15 protein-coding genes are annotated in these 17,007 nt (G+C 44.3%); 5 read left to right on the top strand and 10 right to left on the bottom strand.

The genetic code is table 11. The annotated features are described in order from the left end of the window. Positions 1-119: 119 nt before the first annotated feature. Entirely contained in the window at positions 120-1,040 is a 921-nt protein-coding gene (locus Q8J68_RS01940) for an NAD-dependent epimerase/dehydratase family protein (protein ID WP_305309877.1), read from the bottom strand. Positions 1,041-1,167: 127 nt separating this feature from the next. Beyond that, positions 1,168-1,323 carry a hypothetical protein gene (locus Q8J68_RS01935; protein WP_305309876.1) on the bottom strand — a complete coding sequence of 52 codons (156 nt, stop codon included), beginning with the start codon at positions 1,321-1,323 and terminating at the stop codon, positions 1,168-1,170. A 395-nt stretch (positions 1,324-1,718) separates the two neighbouring features. Between Q8J68_RS01935 and Q8J68_RS01930 the strand changes: the two genes are divergently transcribed. Together Q8J68_RS01930 and Q8J68_RS01925 are read left to right on the top strand one after the other, a co-directional pair. Beyond that, positions 1,719-2,591, top strand: coding sequence for a glycosyltransferase 4 family protein (locus tag Q8J68_RS01930; protein WP_305309875.1), 873 nt, complete (start codon positions 1,719-1,721; stop codon positions 2,589-2,591). Positions 2,592-3,106: 515 nt separating this feature from the next. Further along, a complete protein-coding gene (locus Q8J68_RS01925; RefSeq protein WP_305309874.1) occupies positions 3,107-4,258 on the top strand; it encodes a Fic family protein in 1,152 nt (383 codons plus the stop codon). Between the two features lie 358 nt (positions 4,259-4,616). Here Q8J68_RS01925 and Q8J68_RS01920 read toward each other — a convergent pair whose 3' ends face one another. Continuing rightward, entirely contained in the window at positions 4,617-7,181 is a 2,565-nt protein-coding gene (locus Q8J68_RS01920; RefSeq protein WP_305309873.1) for a PKD domain-containing protein, read from the bottom strand. 363 nt (positions 7,182-7,544) lie between these two features. On the opposite strand from Q8J68_RS01920, the gene Q8J68_RS01915 reads away from it, so the two are divergent. Continuing rightward, entirely contained in the window at positions 7,545-8,000 is a 456-nt protein-coding gene (locus Q8J68_RS01915) for a pyridoxamine 5'-phosphate oxidase family protein (protein ID WP_370867586.1), read from the top strand. Further along, positions 7,997-10,144 (top strand): PEP/pyruvate-binding domain-containing protein, encoded by a 2,148-nt coding sequence (locus Q8J68_RS01910; protein ID WP_305309871.1) that lies wholly within the window; start codon positions 7,997-7,999, stop codon positions 10,142-10,144. The genes Q8J68_RS01915 and Q8J68_RS01910 overlap by 4 nt, the downstream gene beginning before the upstream one ends. A gap of 233 nt (positions 10,145-10,377) precedes the next feature. On the opposite strand, the gene Q8J68_RS01905 is transcribed toward Q8J68_RS01910, so the two are convergent. After that, positions 10,378-10,470 carry a hypothetical protein gene (locus tag Q8J68_RS01905; RefSeq protein WP_305309892.1) on the bottom strand — a complete coding sequence of 31 codons (93 nt, stop codon included), beginning with the start codon at positions 10,468-10,470 and terminating at the stop codon, positions 10,378-10,380. A gap of 23 nt (positions 10,471-10,493) precedes the next feature. On the opposite strand from Q8J68_RS01905, the gene Q8J68_RS01900 reads away from it, so the two are divergent. Beyond that, on the top strand, positions 10,494-11,612 hold the full coding sequence (locus Q8J68_RS01900; RefSeq protein ID WP_370867585.1) for a YbgA family protein: 1,119 nt from the start codon (positions 10,494-10,496) through the stop codon (positions 11,610-11,612). A gap of 273 nt (positions 11,613-11,885) precedes the next feature. On the opposite strand, the gene Q8J68_RS01895 is transcribed toward Q8J68_RS01900, so the two are convergent. The 6 genes from Q8J68_RS01895 to Q8J68_RS01870 form a co-directional block, all read right to left on the bottom strand. Next, the gene (locus tag Q8J68_RS01895) at positions 11,886-12,536 is read right to left on the bottom strand and encodes a flavodoxin family protein (RefSeq protein WP_305309869.1); all 651 of its coding nucleotides are present in this window, start codon (positions 12,534-12,536) and stop codon (positions 11,886-11,888) included. Positions 12,537-12,641: 105 nt separating this feature from the next. Beyond that, the gene (locus Q8J68_RS01890) at positions 12,642-12,851 is read right to left on the bottom strand and encodes a hypothetical protein (RefSeq protein WP_305309868.1); all 210 of its coding nucleotides are present in this window, start codon (positions 12,849-12,851) and stop codon (positions 12,642-12,644) included. A 24-nt stretch (positions 12,852-12,875) separates the two neighbouring features. After that, positions 12,876-13,310 carry a hypothetical protein gene (locus Q8J68_RS01885; protein WP_305309867.1) on the bottom strand — a complete coding sequence of 145 codons (435 nt, stop codon included), beginning with the start codon at positions 13,308-13,310 and terminating at the stop codon, positions 12,876-12,878. Continuing rightward, the gene (locus Q8J68_RS01880; RefSeq protein WP_305309866.1) at positions 13,286-13,654 is read right to left on the bottom strand and encodes a hypothetical protein; all 369 of its coding nucleotides are present in this window, start codon (positions 13,652-13,654) and stop codon (positions 13,286-13,288) included. The genes Q8J68_RS01885 and Q8J68_RS01880 overlap by 25 nt, the downstream gene beginning before the upstream one ends. A 407-nt stretch (positions 13,655-14,061) precedes the next feature. Further along, positions 14,062-14,250 carry a hypothetical protein gene (locus Q8J68_RS01875; RefSeq protein WP_305309865.1) on the bottom strand — a complete coding sequence of 63 codons (189 nt, stop codon included), beginning with the start codon at positions 14,248-14,250 and terminating at the stop codon, positions 14,062-14,064. Between the two features lie 203 nt (positions 14,251-14,453). Further along, positions 14,454-17,007 (bottom strand): hypothetical protein (locus Q8J68_RS01870; RefSeq protein WP_305309864.1); only part of this gene is annotated, 2,554 nt, incomplete at its 5' end.

Genomic DNA, 17,007 nt, shown 5'->3' with positions numbered 1-17,007 from the left:
GCTTAATGTTAAAATAATTATCCCGCAATTTGCCCACATTTTACCCACATTTTACCTACATTCTGCCCACATTTTCCTGCACTTTACCGGATCAGATCTCCGAGATGGCCTGTACCGGCCTATGCCTGACCCGGCTTTTGCGCTTTGATAACCTCGAGAAGTCCACTGCGCAGATCAACTTTCGGGGAATATCCTGCCTTTTGCGCCCGGGATATATCGGAATAGCTGTCTTTGATGTCCCCTTGCACCGGGTCCCTGAACTCTATGCCTGCATCTGAGCCAAAGGCATCCAGTACCATCCTGGCAAGCTCATCTATTCTTGTGCTTATGCCTGTGCCCACATTGAACACTACACCTTCGGGCTGTTCATCATCCATGAGCATGGAGATCATATCAACAACGTCATGGGCCGACACAAAGTCTCTTGTCTGTGAGCCGTCGCCAAAGATGATGGGAGGGAGATTCTGGCTCACCCTGCTGATGAATTTGGAGATGACACCGGAATAGGGATTGGACGGGTCCTGACGCGGGCTGTAGATGTTAAAGGGGCGTATGCAGACGGCTGGCAGGCCATAGGCCCTGTTATACATGATGCAGTACTTCTCACCGCATAGCTTGCTTGCACCGTAGGGAGACATAGGATCCTGCGGGTGTTCCTCGTCTATGGGGAGATACTGAGGATTACCGTATACGGCAGCAGAGCTGATGTAGATGAACTTCCTTACACCACCAAGACGTGCACCTTCAAGCAGGTTGAGAGTGCCAAATACATTGTTCTGAGCGTCGAAAACAGGCTCCTGCATGGAGCGCACCACACTTATCTGGGCTGCAGTGTGGATCACCACATCGTGGTCAGCTGCCAGGTCCAAGGCTCTGGGGGAGAGGATATCCTCTTTTACAAGACGTACACCTTCCGGGACAACATACCTGCTGCCGGAGGACATATTATCCAGCACTGTGACCTGTGAGCATGCATGCAGCCTGTCCACAAGGTAACTTCCGATCTGCCCCAGACCACCTGTGATCAGAATTTTTTCCATGTAGGTTAATACAGGAAGAATTATAAAATATTAATGTAGCCGCAGAAAGAAGGAAGGAAAGATTAGGAAACTATAGAAAATCTAAAAATAGAAAATAAAAAGAAAAGCAGGTTCAAAGTAGGCCAGTTCAGCCAGCCAATACTTCCAGTCTTTCCCTGCTTACTGCTTCTGAGCCTGAGGACATCATACAGTGAAGTGTACAATACATCTTCTCACGGACGAAATCCTCATAAACGTATATCGGACTACCACATGTTGCACATTTCGTTTCCACTAATTTCACATTTACCACCAATTGACTTCGATATGTGCAGCGCCTATCGATGCTGCATACCACCTGTGAATAGACAATAACCCATTTTATCCTATTCAACTGCTTTATGCTAACACCTTCTATATAAATATATGCACAGTGTAAAAAGCTCATCATTATGATGAAGATTAGAAAATACATTGGCAGGAAAATGTTCCTGCGCAGCATAAAAAATATATATGATACACGTATAAGAAGTTCAAAACATATAAATATACAGTTGAAAAATAGTTTTCCTGAAAAAAGAGTGTTGTGTTATGCTGGACCTGAGTTCCCCTTCCGTGATCCTTGGATTAGTTCTGGCCAGTAGCTTCCTAGTGCCGTTTGTTGCCACGTATATATCAATGCCTTATTTCATCACAAAGTTGACCGAAAAAGGGATCCTTGCAAAGGATTACTACAAACTGAAGCTCACGATGGTCCCTGATAGGGGCGGCATAGCCATACTGCTTGTGGCGATGGTGTGCTTCTCCCTGAACACTCTCTTTTTCAAGTTCTCAACGACCAATTACGTTGCCCTTATCGTAGTGGCACTCTTTGGTCTTTTTGGCATGCTGGACGACATGATAGATATCGGCAGGGTGACAAAGCTCCTGCTTATGTACTATTGCTCCTATCCGCTGATACAGTATGCAACGACCACTGCCTTTGTGTTCCCCTCCATAGGTAATTTTGAGACCGGCATCCTTTACCTGCAGTTTGTGGTGCCCACGTTCGTCCTTGTAGCCTCCAACCTGGTCAACATGCACTCCGGTTTCAATGGCCTGGCCTCAGGTCTCTCGACCATAGTCCTGATCTCGCTGATCATCAGGTCCGCGCTTATCGGGGATGTCGAGAACATCTTTGCCATGGTGTGCATAGCAGGAGCGACACTGGGCTTCTTCCTCTATGACAGATACCCCTCCAGGATATTCTGGGGCAATGTGGGTTCCCTGACAATTGGTGCTGCCATCGGTGCGCTCATAGTTATTCAGGGTTTTGTGATCAGCGGGTTCATTATGCTGATACCGCATACCGTGAACTTCCTGCTCTATGTGTACTGGAGAGCCATGAAGTTCCCCGTTGCAAAGTTTGGCAAGACCCGCGAGGACGGCACACTGGAAGTACCCAATCCCCTGACACTCAAATGGGTACTGCCCTATTATTACCGGGTCACAGAGAAGCAGGCCACCTATGCAATGTACGCCGTAACAGGACTGTTCTGCCTGCTGGGGATCCTGCTGCCTGGAAGGATGTAAGGGAATTTGTAATATTCGGAACTATGAAAAAATCCCTTTTATCGCAGTGGTAACGGAACATGCCGCCTGTAGGCGGGATAGGTGCATTTGTTTAAAATTCACAGACCAGACAACTTTCTCCTGGCATGTGAACTGTCTTATCTGGAAGTTAACCAAGTGAACTAATATTTCTTACACTAAAAAAAGGATTTTGCAAGAAAAACTGCAATGCTGAAAGTGGTCTTGAAGTAAAATAAAGTTATACAGTACTAAACTTTTTTTTATACGCTGGTGCACACATAATGTGACCACTCTTCACTGAAGTGCATCAGGCTTTTTGTGTTTTTGATCTCTATCCAGAACAAGAATGCAAAAAGGACATGCTAAGCATCACTTAAGCAAAAAAGGCTCAAGTTTAAATAGCAGATATCATCTTAAGTTAAGAAACCTTACCTTACAGAAGACAAAGCAATTATAAGTTAAGATTGCTTTGTTTAAACCATGCATATAAATTCTTAGTTAAGGACAGTTATCTTATGGAAGACAGAGCTGGTAAGTTTGTACTGACAGTGGAGGGTTATAGATCGTTCATCCCCAGAGAATTACCGCCGGAACCTCCTATAATATATGACGACGAACTACATTCACTGCTCTCAAAAGCAGACAGGAACCTTGCGAGGTTGGATGGGATCACATCAGTTTTACCAAATCCTGATCTTTTCATTGCCATGTATGTAAAGAAAGAAGCTCTTCTTAGCTCACAGATCGAAGGGACACAGGCATCCTTAGAAGGAGTACTTGAATTTGAAGCAAACCTTGTGCCAAAAGATGATATCAGGGAGATACGTGATGTCGTCAACTACATAAAGGCCTTGAATTATGGGATCGAGAGTCTGGCAGAAAACTCGGTGTCTCTGGAACTCATCAAAGATATCCACAAGATACTCCTGGAGGAGACAAGAGGATCCGGGCTGAATTCTGGAAGATTTAAAACGTGCCAGAATTATATCGGGGCTCCGGGAGCTTCAATAAGGGAAGCTATCTTTGTGCCACCAACACCTGCTATAACAGTACCTGCAATGGAGGCTCTTGAAAGGTTCCTGCTTGAAAAGGATAACATTCCTCCTCTGGTAAGGATTGGGCTCATACATGCGCAATTTGAGACTATTCACCCATTCCTTGATGGTAACGGCAGAATAGGAAGGCTGCTCATTACTTTTTATCTCGTATGGAAAGAGATACTATCAAAACCTCTGCTTTACCTAAGCTTTTACCTTAAAAAGAACAGGAATGAATATTATGACCTGCTTATGAAGGTTCGTATTGAAGGAGCATGGGAGGATTGGCTCAAGTTCTTCCTTCGAGGCATCAGCGAAACTTCCCAGGAAGCTGTCAATACTGCAAGGGAGATCATAAAGCTCAAAGATGACATGACAAAGGAACTATATGAACACTCCATCTCAAGCATCCATGCGATCAGGTTGATAGACCTGCTGTTTGACCGCCCACTTATCAGTAGCAAAGAGATTGCAGAGAAGCTGAACATCTCTTCAGTAACTGCAAACAGTCTTGTGAACAGGTTTGAGGAGATAGGGATTTTAAATGAGGTTACGGGTAAAAAAAGATATAAAATGTATCTCTTCACGGAATACGTGGATATCATAAGCAGGGGTACAAATAATATGTGACCACTCTCCACTGAAGTGGAAAGAGTAGTCACGAATCTTACACGGTGCATGATACATCCGACTTTCCGCAGATGTCCTGGAAATTTTGAGAATTATCGGGATTGCAACTATTTATCATGCCTCAGTAACATTATCAGTATCAATAATAGTAATTAATAGAGCTTCTACTGTAGTGAGTATGCTATACAAGGGTCAATGAAAAATATCTGTTTTTCTCAAGACATCTGCGTGATACAAGATACATCAGCAATACAAAAAGTGCCACCGGCCGCGGAGGAGGCCGGTGGTTGTTCACATGTCATAGATTCTGCCTGCTCCGCGGGATTAAGATGTTCTGACAGACCCCGGCTCGTCAGTGTTAACGGGGGTTTACCTGAACTGTAACAGTATGTGATGACCTCTGACCGATAGTGTCAGTGACCGTCAGTGTAACAGTATAGGTTTTCGCCGTATTGAACGTAGTGGAAACATACATGCCCACAGCGTCAGCTTGTATGCCGTTGGAGGCGTCAAAGTCCCATGAATACGAAGAGATGCCTTTGTCATCTGTCGAGCGGTCACCACCAAAATACACTTTTTGCCCTACCGTAGTGACCCGATTATAACCGGCATTAGCGATCGGATTTTCATCAAGGGTGGAGGTCAAGGGAGCATTTACTGTGACAATCAGGGTATCGGATGATCTCTGTCCAATCGTATCGGTTACTGTTAAGGTCACAGTGAACTTCCCCGCAGTATTGAACACTCGGGAAACAGTCTTGCCGGTAGCATCGCTCTGAATACCATTGGAGGCGTCAAAGTCCCACGAGTAGGAAGAGATGCCTTTATCGTCAGTAGATGATCCGCCATTGAAAGTGACGGAGGAGCCAGTTGTGATGGTGACATCTGGACCTGCTTTGGCAACTGGAAACTTGTCAATGGCATTTACCGTGAGGATGAGGGTATCAGAGGATCTTTGCCCGCTGGTATCGGTAACTGTGAGTGTTACAGTGAACTTCCCGGCAGTATTGAACGTTCGGGAGACAATCTTACCGGTAGCATCACCCTGGATACCATTGGATGAATCAAAGTCCCAAGAGTAGGAAGAGATGCCTTTATCATCAATGGATGCTCCGCCATTGAAAGTGGTGGAGGAGCCAGCTGTGATGGTGACATCAGGACCTGCATTGGCAACCGGAGGCTTATCCGGAATGGAAGTTGCAGGAGCAGATACGACGACAAGAACGGTATGGGAGGACTTCTGACCGATTGTGTCAGTGACCGTCAGTGTAACAGTATAGGTTTTCGCCGTATTGAACGTAGTGGAAACATACATGCCCACAGCGTCGGCCTGTATGCCGTTGGAGGCATCAAAGTCCCAGGAGTATGAGGAAATACCCTTGTCGTCGGTGGAACGGTCCCCGCCAAAGTAGACCTTTTGCCCTACCGTAGTGACCCGATCATGACCGGCATTAGCGATTGGCTTTTCATCATGGGTGGAGGTTGAGAGAGCATTTACTGTGACAATCAGGGTATCGGAAGATCTCTGCCCGATAGTATCGGTAACTGTCAGGGTCACAGTGAACTTTCCAGCTTTACTGAACACTTTGGAAACGGTCTTGCCGGTAGCATCGCTCTGGATGCCATTGGAGGCGTCGAAGTCCCAGGAATATGAGGATATACCTTTATCGTCAGTAGATGATCCGCCATTGAAAGTGACGGAGGAGCCAGCTGTGATGGTGACATCAGGGCCGGCATTAGCGATAGGTGGCTTGTCTGTAACAGGAGAGGTAATATACGGAGAAGCTGCAATATCTTTCACAGTATAATACTTATTTGTGCTTGTAAGTATCTGAGGGAAACCGGAATTACCCGACAGCGCGACATAATGCTGGTCCGGGACAAGGTAGTCTTTATTCAATACTTTAAGATAATTGTTATCGAGCAAATCAAGATTCCTGAATTTGCTGTCAGCCGCCCAAAAGGCGAATGCATAGTTGACATTATCGAAGGTGTTGCCCTTGAAGACAGAGTCAAACACGCCAAATTCATCATCATAGCCCTGGATACCTGCCAGGAAAATGGCTCTTCCATTGATATTCCTGAAAGTGTTATCGAGCACCTGCACATTATTGGAATTAAATATCTCAACAGGTCTCACAATATCATGGAAATAATTGTTCCTTATTACGATATTGTCAGTGTTGCCATTATGGAGGTAAACTCCAACATCTTTTATACCAGTGTAATCAAGGGTATAAAAAATTTCATTGTTCTCAACAACAACATCGGTTACATTAGTGTGGATATCAATTAGATTATGCGGTGCATTGGAAACAAAAGAATTCTTTATCGTGATATATTGTGACCTCGTCGGACTATTCTGATTCCACAGATGTATTCCATGATCACCCGTATTTTTTACAGTAACGGAGTCAATGATCATATAATCTACATCATTCCATGTGGTGATTCCGTCAAGAGCAACATCCGAGAACTCACACTTTGTTATTTTAAGGTTATTGGATGAACTGGCCCAGTAACCATATTGGTAGTTCTTTACCTTTATACCTTCGATGTTAATCCAGCTGCTGGAATGGATCTTAATGCCAATACCGGTCTTATCGACACCATCCAGCGTTGGCGTTCCGCTGTAGGCTTTTACGTTTATAGGAGCTGTAGACGTCCCCTTTTTATTAAAGACCAGATGCTGATCATACCATATGCCGTTCATAAGATAGATCGTATCCCCGGCTACAGCCTTTGAAGCAGCATAAGAGGGATTCTTCCAGGCGGAGGATGTTGAAAGGCCGTTGTTGGCATCATTCCCGGAGGGAGAAACATAATAGGTGGCAGCAAGCGCAGACTGGGATAAGAACAGAAGGAAGCAGACTGCGACGATTGGTAAAATAATGATGTTACGCATTCGTTTACTTTTATTCAAATAAGCACCTCGTTTTAGGTATTATGCCAATTAGCTACCGCATAATTAAGCTAATGACAGGAATATACGCACAAAAATTATGCAGTTATCAGAAACAATCCATAATATATAAATTATTCGATTTATGTATAATAGTAAATAATATTAAGAGGATAGGCTGATAATTATATAAGAGCCCAAGTTTAACAGTTTTCACTCCTTGACGAAAAGACTGTCTTCTTTTCCGATTAAAAGGCTTTATACCCCTTCTTGTTCTCCCTTTTTGTGATGAAATTGAATTATCGGACAACCTGTTCGGTCGGGGGTCGTTGACAATGAGATGAAAAGCATAAATATACTGGAATCAATAAAAGTGATACTTAGGTGGTGGTTACCAAGGTGTCAAAAAATTATTTAATAGATAGTCTGAAGACCCTTATGAATGAGCAAAAACTTGCGGTACTTGCAACATTTCATGGTTATGAGCCCTATACAAACCTTGTTGGCTTCGTAGCCAGTGATGACCTTAAATACATATTTTTTGTAACCCCTGTTGCTACCAGGAAATACTCTTACATTAAAGCCTCAGGGAGAGCATCCATGATGATCGATAACAGGTCCAACAATGAAAATGATTTCAAGGATGCTATGGCTGTGAACGCTATTGGAGACGTTGTGGAGGTTGAGAAGACCGATGGCTTCAAGGCACTTTACCTTGGGAAACACCCATATCTTCAGGACTTCCTGCTATCCCCTTCATCAGCCCTAATGAGAATGGTGGTCAAAAGCTACATTATTGCAAGCAGATTCCAGAATGTCGTGGAGATTGATATGGAATGAATGACCTTGTTATCACAGCAGAGAATATACAGGAAAAAGACAGGGGCATTATCGGATCAAAGGCATTTTCACTTCATGTTGCAATGATGGAGGGGTTCAAAATCCCCGCCTATGTATGCATCAGCACCAAAGCCTATGAAAGATTCCTGGATTCCGGTTCTTTGAAAGGCAGGATAATGCTGGAACTATCGAGGAAAGATATTAAGGATATGCGCTGGGAGGAGATGTGGGACACATCCTTGAGAATAAGGAATATGTTCCTTAAAACACCAATCCCTGAAAATCTCGACCAGGATATAAGGGAGAATTTAGCCAAGTTCTTCAACGAAATTCCTGTTGTTGTCCGTTCCTCTGCTCCGGGAGAGGATTCTGCAAAAACCTCATTTGCAGGTGTTCATGAGTCCTATGTGAATGTTAGAGGCATGGACTCTATAATTGAACACATAAGGCTTGTATGGGCTTCCCTGTGGTCAGATGCGGCTTTACTGTACAGAAATGAGCTGGGTCTTGATATAAAGCACAGCAGCATGGCGGTGATGGTACAGGAACTTGTCGCAGGGGAAGCATCTGGAATAGTTTTTAGCAGCAACCCCGGCGATAAAAGGCAAATGATGATCGAAGCTGTTCATGGCCTGAACAAGGGGCTTGTGGACGGTGATGTAGAGCCCGACAGGTGGATAATTGACAGGGATAAAGGTACTATAATAGAACATGTAAATCCCTCGGGTCGTGAAAAGATATCAGGTCTGAGTGAAATAGGCACAGTCCTTCAGACAACTCCTGATAAAAAGTTCAATACTGCCCCTCTTAATGAAAATGAGGTCTATTCACTGAGTAAAGCAGCTTTGATCATAGAGAATAGGTTTGGCCATCCACAAGATATTGAATGGACAAAAAAGAATGGAGAGATATATATTCTCCAGTCAAGGCCAATAACAACCACCTTCGAAAAAGAAAAACTCTGGTATATGTCCCTAAGAAGGACAATGGACAATTTGAAAAGGCTTCGTAAAAAGATAGAAGATGAGCTTCTACCTGAAATGATAAGAGATTCAAAAGCCATGCTGACGATAGAATTCAGAGATATGGATGATCCGGGGCTTGCGAGAGAGATAAATCGCAGAAAAGAGTTGTATGAGTACTGGAAAAAGAGATATGCTGATGAGCTCATTCCCTTTGCCCATGGTATGAGGTTGTTCGGCCAACTCTATAATGATATGTTAAGGCCTTCAAATCCATATGAATTCGTGGACCTGCTTGCAGGCTCCGGCCTGTTGAGTATTAAAAGGAACGATGAGCTTAACAGGCTGGCTGAAATACTGAGAAGGGACGATTCTCTGATGGAGAAGGCAATTAATAACTCGATTGAAGGGGATTTCATGAAAGAGGTCGGACTTTTCTTTGAAACATTTGGACATTCCGGCATCTACAAGGACGAAAAAGAACTGTTGAAGCTAATTGCCGAATTGGCAGCCAGCCCTGAAAAGAGGAAAGTCGTTAAGGATACCAGCGATCTGCAAAAGAGGTTCATTTCTGCTTTCTCCGAAAAAGACCGAGCATTTGCAGAGGAAATACTTGATATCGGACGCTTAAGTTATCGTCTGCGTGATGATGACAATATATATCTCGGAAGGATAGAGGAGCAGTACCTGGTCTCACTGAAAGAGGCAAAACGTAGGATAGCAACCCGAATACAGGAATATGACATTGCGGAAAAAATCGGGGAAGAAGAAATAGTCAAAGCACTTGATGATAATACTTATGTTCCCATACAAAAAGAAGAAATAACAACCGAAATTTCAGTGGATGGGGAGCGTACTCGACAGTTACAGGGCCAGCCTGCGAGCGAAGGACTTGTGACCGGAATCGCACGGGTGATAACAAAGAATGAGCAGCTTTTCAGCATCAAATATGGAGAGATCCTTGTATGCGATGCCATTGACCCTAACATGACAGTTGTAGTACCTCTTGCAAGTGGGATAGTAGAGCGCAGAGGTGGAATGCTGATACACGGAGCCATCATTGCACGAGAATACGGCATTCCCTGTGTCACAGGGATACCTAATGCAACAAAGATAATCCAGAATGGTGACAATGTCACTGTAGACGGTTACCTTGGGATAGTTACAATCCGAAGAAATTAATGTCTATATTCAGTATTTCCCATTATCGGATACCAACGAACTGGTTGATGACATTGATGCCTGCAGGAGGCCTCAGTTTCTTGAAGTGTTCGATGACCCTGTCACTGTTTTCTGGTTGCCATGTGCTTATACTTAGAAATAATATTTTGTCCCTCCATATCAAAGTTATTGCAGAAAATATCAGAAACCTACCTTCTGCACACTACATATACAATTGATTTTGGTAATACCCCTTACTTCTTTGTTGCAGCGAAGTATATCATATAGACTGCTGCAAGACCTACCACAATATGGACCATCCTTGCTATTATCGATGTACCAAAAATCGCTCACAAGAGGTTAAAATTAAATGCTCCTACAAGAAAAGAGTATTTTTATAAACCATAAATATATATATATATATATATATATTTTTGTACTCTTCTTGTCAATCAGATCACTGCTTAAAAGTGCTTTTTCATGCGTTACGACTATATCCCACGGGATATACTTTAAACATATGAGAAGTTTTCCACGGCCAACTGTTCTAGTAAGCAGATGTCTTGAATTCGATAAAGTGCGATATAACGGACAAGTGATCCCTTCTCAGATAGTGCGAGATCTCATCCCTCTTGTTGATTTTATTAAAGTATGCCCGGAGGTTGAAATAGGTCTGGGGGTTCCCAGGGACACTTTGAGGATTGTAAGGCAGAATGGTGAACATCGCCTGATCCAGCCAAAGACCGGGGAAGACCTCACGGAAAGAATGAATTCCTTTACTACCCGTTTCCTCGATAACATCGACCACATAGACGGTTTCATATACAAAGGCCTCTCCCCAAGTATGGGAGTCGATGATGTAAAAATATATTCCGGTGTAAGCATGTCTCCTGTTATAGGGAGAGGTGCGGGTCTTTTTGCAGGTCAGGTCATTGTACGGTATGAAGGATATCCCATCGAAGAGAATGAACGGTTGCGCAACAGTCATATACGTCATCATTTCCTTACCCAGTTGTACGCTTTTACGAATTTCAGGTATGTGAAAGAGACAAGTTCTTATGATGAGTTGCTCAGTTTCCATAAGAACAACCGTTTCCTTTTCATGTCCTATAGTAATTCAGTCTTCACTGAGATGTCAGAACTGATACGAAGGGAAATAGAAATCGCTCAGATGATAAAAGATTACGAATCTTTGTTGAAGCAGTTGCTGAAAAAGCCCGGTAGCCTTGCTTTGAAAATGGATGCTTTAAGAAATATGTTCTTTGCTTTTGAATGCGAAAACTCAGAAGAGATCTCTTTCTTCGAGGAAATGCTTGGACGTTTCAGCAATAATCGGATAAGCTTGGATGCTGTTATTGAAGTCATGAGGATGTTTGCATCGCGCTCTTTTGGGGAGGATGCCTATGAGGATACATTCCTCTACCCGTATCCTGAAGAACTTAAAGCTCCTGCGGATGATAAAAGGGAAAAGGATTATTGGGTCAAATGAATACGAAGTAAACCTATGATGTACGGATGAAAAGAATAAGGTCCTTTATAATTAAATAGCAAGAAACTGATTCATGCTTGAACCATTATAGTGGAACTTTAAATTCATTTCGGGGCGGCACTTCGGAGTATTGTAACATAGCCACCAAGATTTGTTGTGCCTTCTAAGGTTGCAGGATGTGTGTTACTTCCATATACTAGCATTTCGTTTGAATCTGAAAAATACGAAATTAAAGGTGACGCCTCAAATGCTATGAATGGAGTCCTGAAATTATTATTCACTTTCATCCAGTGCATCCTCATATAGTTTTTTCAGGTTAGTAGGAATTGGATTATCTTTTAAAAGTTTTGCAAAGAAAACAAGATTATTCACCATGTATCGCACTGTTTTGTTGGTATAAAGATGCTTCTCCCCACCAGCAGCTATGTAGCTTGGACCCGGGCCTGCAGCACCGACCCAATAACTATCTACATTTGGGGGGACAGTACATCCCAGATGAGTCAGATTGAAGAGAGTATGAGCTGCTACATTATGTGCACCATCCTCGTTACCTGTGACAATGACACCCGCAACTTTACCATAAAGAGGGAACCTACCTGTTTGGGGATCACTTTCTTCATAAGTCCCATCAAGTCTCTCCAAAACTAACTGTGCCACAGATGAACGAACCCCAAACCATATAGGAGATCCTATAACGAGGATATCACATGCTTTTATCTTATCCAATATCAGAGGCCATTCGTCACCTTCCCCCTCGTCAGAGGAAACACCAAACTTGACGTTATAATCCACAACTCTTATAATTTCACTTTCAACATCTAGCTCATTAAATAACTTTGCAGCTTTGTCAATAAGAGCTCTCGTATTTGATATTTTGGGAGAACGCTTCAAAGTGCAATTCAGAAAGGTTGCTTTTAATGCCATGAAAGAAATTATGGAATAGAGGCATAAATATGTTCTTCATAGTGTATCCCTGAACTAACACTAAGCCAAAGATTTAGCCGAGTGGTAGTTCACACACGATAAACCTTACCCTGCTCGTACAGAGCGCTTCGGCCCCGGTCTGCCGAGTGCTTGTAGTAGGCTACAATGATCTCCTGTGCCCATTTCTGTGGTGTTGCGTGGACGGTATCCAGGACATGATGTGACCGCCGGGTCCACGCCAACCACTATGCGCAGGAAATTGACAACCTTCGACACCCTGGAATCCTCGATCATCTCCTGGCCCAGAACTTCCACTTGCTGGAGCTCGTCATCGCTATATCACTCAGGGTCATCTGGGGCTCTGAGCCTGGCTGCAATGCAATTGATCTTGTAAGCGATCCTCTCTCGCGTTTCATCGGGGTTGATCTGTACGTTGTTCTGGGCCATATTGATCTCCACCCCACGTTTTCCAAACTCCGCAGGACAGGTGCGCTCAAGCCACCATGCTGCAGCCTGCCATGTATGAGGTGCTGCTTTCTGGATGATAGCAACATTCCTGGCAATGGCCTCTGCCCTGGCCTTTTTTATCTGCAGGTAGAAATCATGATAATGGCCCGTTGTTTCTTGTTCTCCGCGCTTCATCCAGTCGTAGTAGGTGACAGACGTGATTCCCACGGCATCACATGCATGGATCACAGGGACACCGGTCTTGAGGAGTTTGATGAGCGGCTCGGATACTTCGGCCATTATTAAGCTGCCCTTCTTCTTTCCCATGTGTATACCTCGCTGTTTATTTTCAGCTTACAATCGCCATTCAGGTTGACATACCTTTGAACAGTCACATCACAGTAACGTGGATCAAGTTCAACTCCGCAACAGACGCGATCATGTAACTCAATCTGTGTCGTGCCGAAACCACCGAATAGGCCCGGCTCAGGGGCAGCCTGGTGTCTTGTATGACCTGCTACGACCATCTTATCGGATGTGATAAGGATAGGATTGGTCCAGCCGAACTCTCTTAATGACTGCTTTAGCATGCTCATCTGGTTTCCGGGATGGGCCTTTGGGTCGTTGACGAAAGGTCTGAATTCGTTAATGTTGATCTGTTGTATTTCCATAATATCCTCTTGTTAAAAATGCCAAAATTCAAGCCAAAAACGCCTCAAAAATGCTTATCCATACGAAGGTACCACCTTTTCTGCGTTCGTTGATTCTAGAGAGATTTTCTTACGCACAGGCGTTGAGTTATTGGAAAATTGATCTGTGTTATTGACACCCATAATCTTGGATCTGCGAAGGTTTGGCTGTGGGTCCTTTCCAAACCTGTACGGATATAGTACACAATTCGCAGATGTGCACAGCTCAACTTCCATCGGCGACCCACACACATTCAAGGCAGTGTTTTCTGATCGTTTGCAGAATTATTTTTTTAGTGGTCATCTCATTCCCTCTTTTTTGAACGTTAGAAAATATCTATCTTTTTTGTTTGCGTTCGGTTTTTCCGGCTGGTATTAACCTCTGTTCTTTAAACCACGGGCAAATTTGAGGCATTCTCGCCTGGAATGACCGGTATTCTGGATAGCCTTAACTTCCATCCCGTGATCACTTTCATCATCTCTCTACATTTGAGGCAGGTGACCCTGTCAAACTGTCCTCTGATGAAGGTCCTCTCCTTGCAATACAGGCACATGCAGGATACTGGAGCAAAGTTCATACTACCACCCCTTGAATAGCTGAAAACTTTGTACCCTGCCCGACTTGTCCTACTTTTCTCTAATCCCTTATATATGGAAAAATAAGATATGTATAGTATAATAGGAAATACTCGCAAGGAAACAATTCTCAAAATAAACCGGACAGGTCGGTCACATGACAACACCTTGCAATGGATGCAGAGATGGGATACTGGAGTGAAGGTCATTGTGTCCCCTTGCAGTCGAACCTATCACAGTTCTCGCAGTTCAGGTACCTGGGACACCTTTCAAGCAAGGTCTCCCTAGGCCAGACATTGAATTCTCTTTCAATGATCTTGGTGACGTGATACTCTGTTTTTCCATGATCGAAATCGTTTTGACCCCTGAACAGATCGATGAGCTGTTCCTTATCTGTCATACCAAAATTGTAGAACTCACGAACTATGCCCACTCGCATCTTATTGCCCTGGTCACCGGAAAGATCTTTTTCAAGAGCAGCCAGGATGCATGGCCTTACACCTTTGAGCTTTACATCAACCGGTCTCAAGGACATGCTTCTGTTCTTTCTTGTCTTTGGAATATCAATGTCTGAAATATCATAGACAGCAATGTCCATGGCTTCACCTTCCCATCCATGGATATGCGAAAAGACCCTGTGTTTTCTGTGCAATGCAAAAGGCAATTTCACAAGGTTGCCATACTGATTGTCCTTGTTCCATGTCCTCTGTTTTGGGTTCACCTCACCATCAAAGCCCGCTTCCTTAGCAATTGCATTGGCGAAGTAGTAAGCTTTCTCGACTGCAACATCCTCGATGAACATCCACACATGGTATGAATGAGGAGAACCGGAAGACTCTACCAGGTACTTCGCTTCAACGCTGTCCAGAAAGGAAGTGAGCTTCTTGAGGTCGTCCTCTGCCTTGAGCTCTTTCTCAATGACATCTTCCTCGCTGTCACCCGGCTTTCGGTGTGCATCAACATCGAAGCATAACCATTTACAAGTTCCTTCCCTGCTGGTGGAGTAAGAACCGATGGTTATCTTGCCTGCAATATGGTTCTCGATGATGGTGTCAGTCACTGGAACAGAGACCCTGAAATATTGAGTACCATTGACATTCTGCTCTGCAAAGGTATCAGACCTGTTGAGAAGATGGTACTTAATAAGATCGAACTTTGAACATTCTAAAACATATCTAACATTTTGCCTGAAAGCCCCCGTAATATAATATATGGGGGCTTTTTGGTCAGGAGTTCGATTCTCTTTTAATGCCCTTAAAATGTTTTTAAAAGGTTTGTGCTTTTTCGCTGTTTCCAGCATCCTCTCAAATTCCCTGCATAAGACTATCTTTGGAGAGGTTACCACATTTCTGTCCACCATTACCTTTACCTCCTTCTTTTGTCCGTTCTTACCTTCTCTGATCTCAACTGTTCTCCCGAAACCCCAGGTCACAATGTTCTCACATTCCTCCAGGCTACAACCCAATGCAAACACCAGGCTCGGTACCTTGCCTCCAGGGTCCTTCACCCTGGACCATGCCTGCCAGGTGTCACAATGTACCGCCTCTTCCCGGAGGATGAGCGACCCTTCCTTTGTCTTGCATATAGCATCGAAAGAATTCGCGGGTTTCATTGCCGTTCCTATAGCGATCATCACCCTGGCATCGGACGAAACACCCATCATTTCAGGGGCCTTGTAGTAGGCCACCCTGTGAGGATGCCCGAGCGCTTCCAGGTCTTTCTCCATCTCCACAGCCTCCGCTATGCTCAGTGTGATTATGGTGCAGTCCTCATCCCCGTACAGATTGAGCACTGTTGTTACCCGGTCCAGGATCTCATGCTTTTTGTTATACCGGGAGTTCCTGCCAATTGCTCCATACTTTTTCGAGTCTGCAAGGATAAGCATCTTCGAGTTGGTGTTCATGGGATCCCCGCCCATCCCGAAGGTAATGTCATGGGGGCGGACGCTGCCCATAAAATACTGGTCATAGTCATGGCTGCAGATCGTGGCCGACGTGAGCAGTGTGCGCTTTGCCTTGTTCTGGATGCTCATGATAAAAGAGCCAAGCATGCTGGTGAACATCCGGTCCACCGCGACCATCCTGATCTTGATGATACCCCGATCGCGTATCCCGTGTATCACGACCTGCTCGCTTGTGACAATGTTCATTATCCTGTACAGGTCAAGCACATCGAGCATGGACAGCTTGTATTCTTTTCTGGCAATGGTGAGCTTGATGATATCGCTATACACTGCCATGATGAACTTTGTACTGTTCTCACCCACGTCGCAATAGCAGTTCTTGAGGGTCTTGCTCAGCTTGTGCCGGAAATAGTTGTCATCTGCAGCGTTATTGTACGTCTGCATCACTGCGTTCTGAACGTCCGCCTCGCTTAACATCATCCCAAAGGCAACCACCACCTTGCGGATATGATCGAAGTCTTCCATGAGAGAAAGGTACCGGGTGGTGTTCAGCCATTTCATGTCCTTCCAGGCATCACTGTAGATGGTTATCCCGGTCGATCTCCCGTATTGTATCTCGTGAACCTCATCGAGAACTGCGTTGTGGATATGGGATATGTTCTTCAGCACCTGCTCAGCTGTGGTGTTTGGCCTGCTGCTGCATGCCATCATCAGTGCCACAAGTTTCTGATACGTGAGTGCAATACCGTCGCAGGTCCTGTGCTCATGGAGTATACGAGTGACAGGACACGAGTAGTAGTTCTCACATTCAGGGCAACTCTCTGCAAGGGGCAGGATCGGCAGCTTATGAAGGTCA

It is taken from the genome of Methanolobus sp., assembly GCF_030682845.1.
Lineage (GTDB): Archaea > Halobacteriota > Methanosarcinia > Methanosarcinales > Methanosarcinaceae > Methanolobus.
Note: the sequence above shows the minus strand (reverse complement) of the source record. Positions and strands in the feature narration are given on the sequence as shown.

Excerpts from the sequence above, each read along its gene's own strand:
- Q8J68_RS01925 (WP_305309874.1), top strand. The coding sequence starts at position 3,107 with ATGGAAGACAGAGCTGGTAAGTTTGTACTGACAGTGGAGGGTTATAGA.
- Q8J68_RS01910 (WP_305309871.1), top strand. The coding sequence starts at position 7,997 with ATGAATGACCTTGTTATCACAGCAGAGAATATACAGGAAAAAGACAGG.
- Q8J68_RS01880 (WP_305309866.1), bottom strand. The coding sequence starts at position 13,654 with ATGGAAATACAACAGATCAACATTAACGAATTCAGACCTTTCGTCAAC.
- Q8J68_RS01875 (WP_305309865.1), bottom strand. The coding sequence starts at position 14,250 with ATGAACTTTGCTCCAGTATCCTGCATGTGCCTGTATTGCAAGGAGAGG.
- Q8J68_RS01900 (WP_370867585.1), top strand. The coding sequence starts at position 10,494 with ATGCTCCTACAAGAAAAGAGTATTTTTATAAACCATAAATATATATAT.
- Q8J68_RS01895 (WP_305309869.1), bottom strand. The coding sequence starts at position 12,536 with ATGGCATTAAAAGCAACCTTTCTGAATTGCACTTTGAAGCGTTCTCCC.
- Q8J68_RS01940 (WP_305309877.1), bottom strand. The coding sequence starts at position 1,040 with ATGGAAAAAATTCTGATCACAGGTGGTCTGGGGCAGATCGGAAGTTAC.
- Q8J68_RS01885 (WP_305309867.1), bottom strand. The coding sequence starts at position 13,310 with ATGGGAAAGAAGAAGGGCAGCTTAATAATGGCCGAAGTATCCGAGCCG.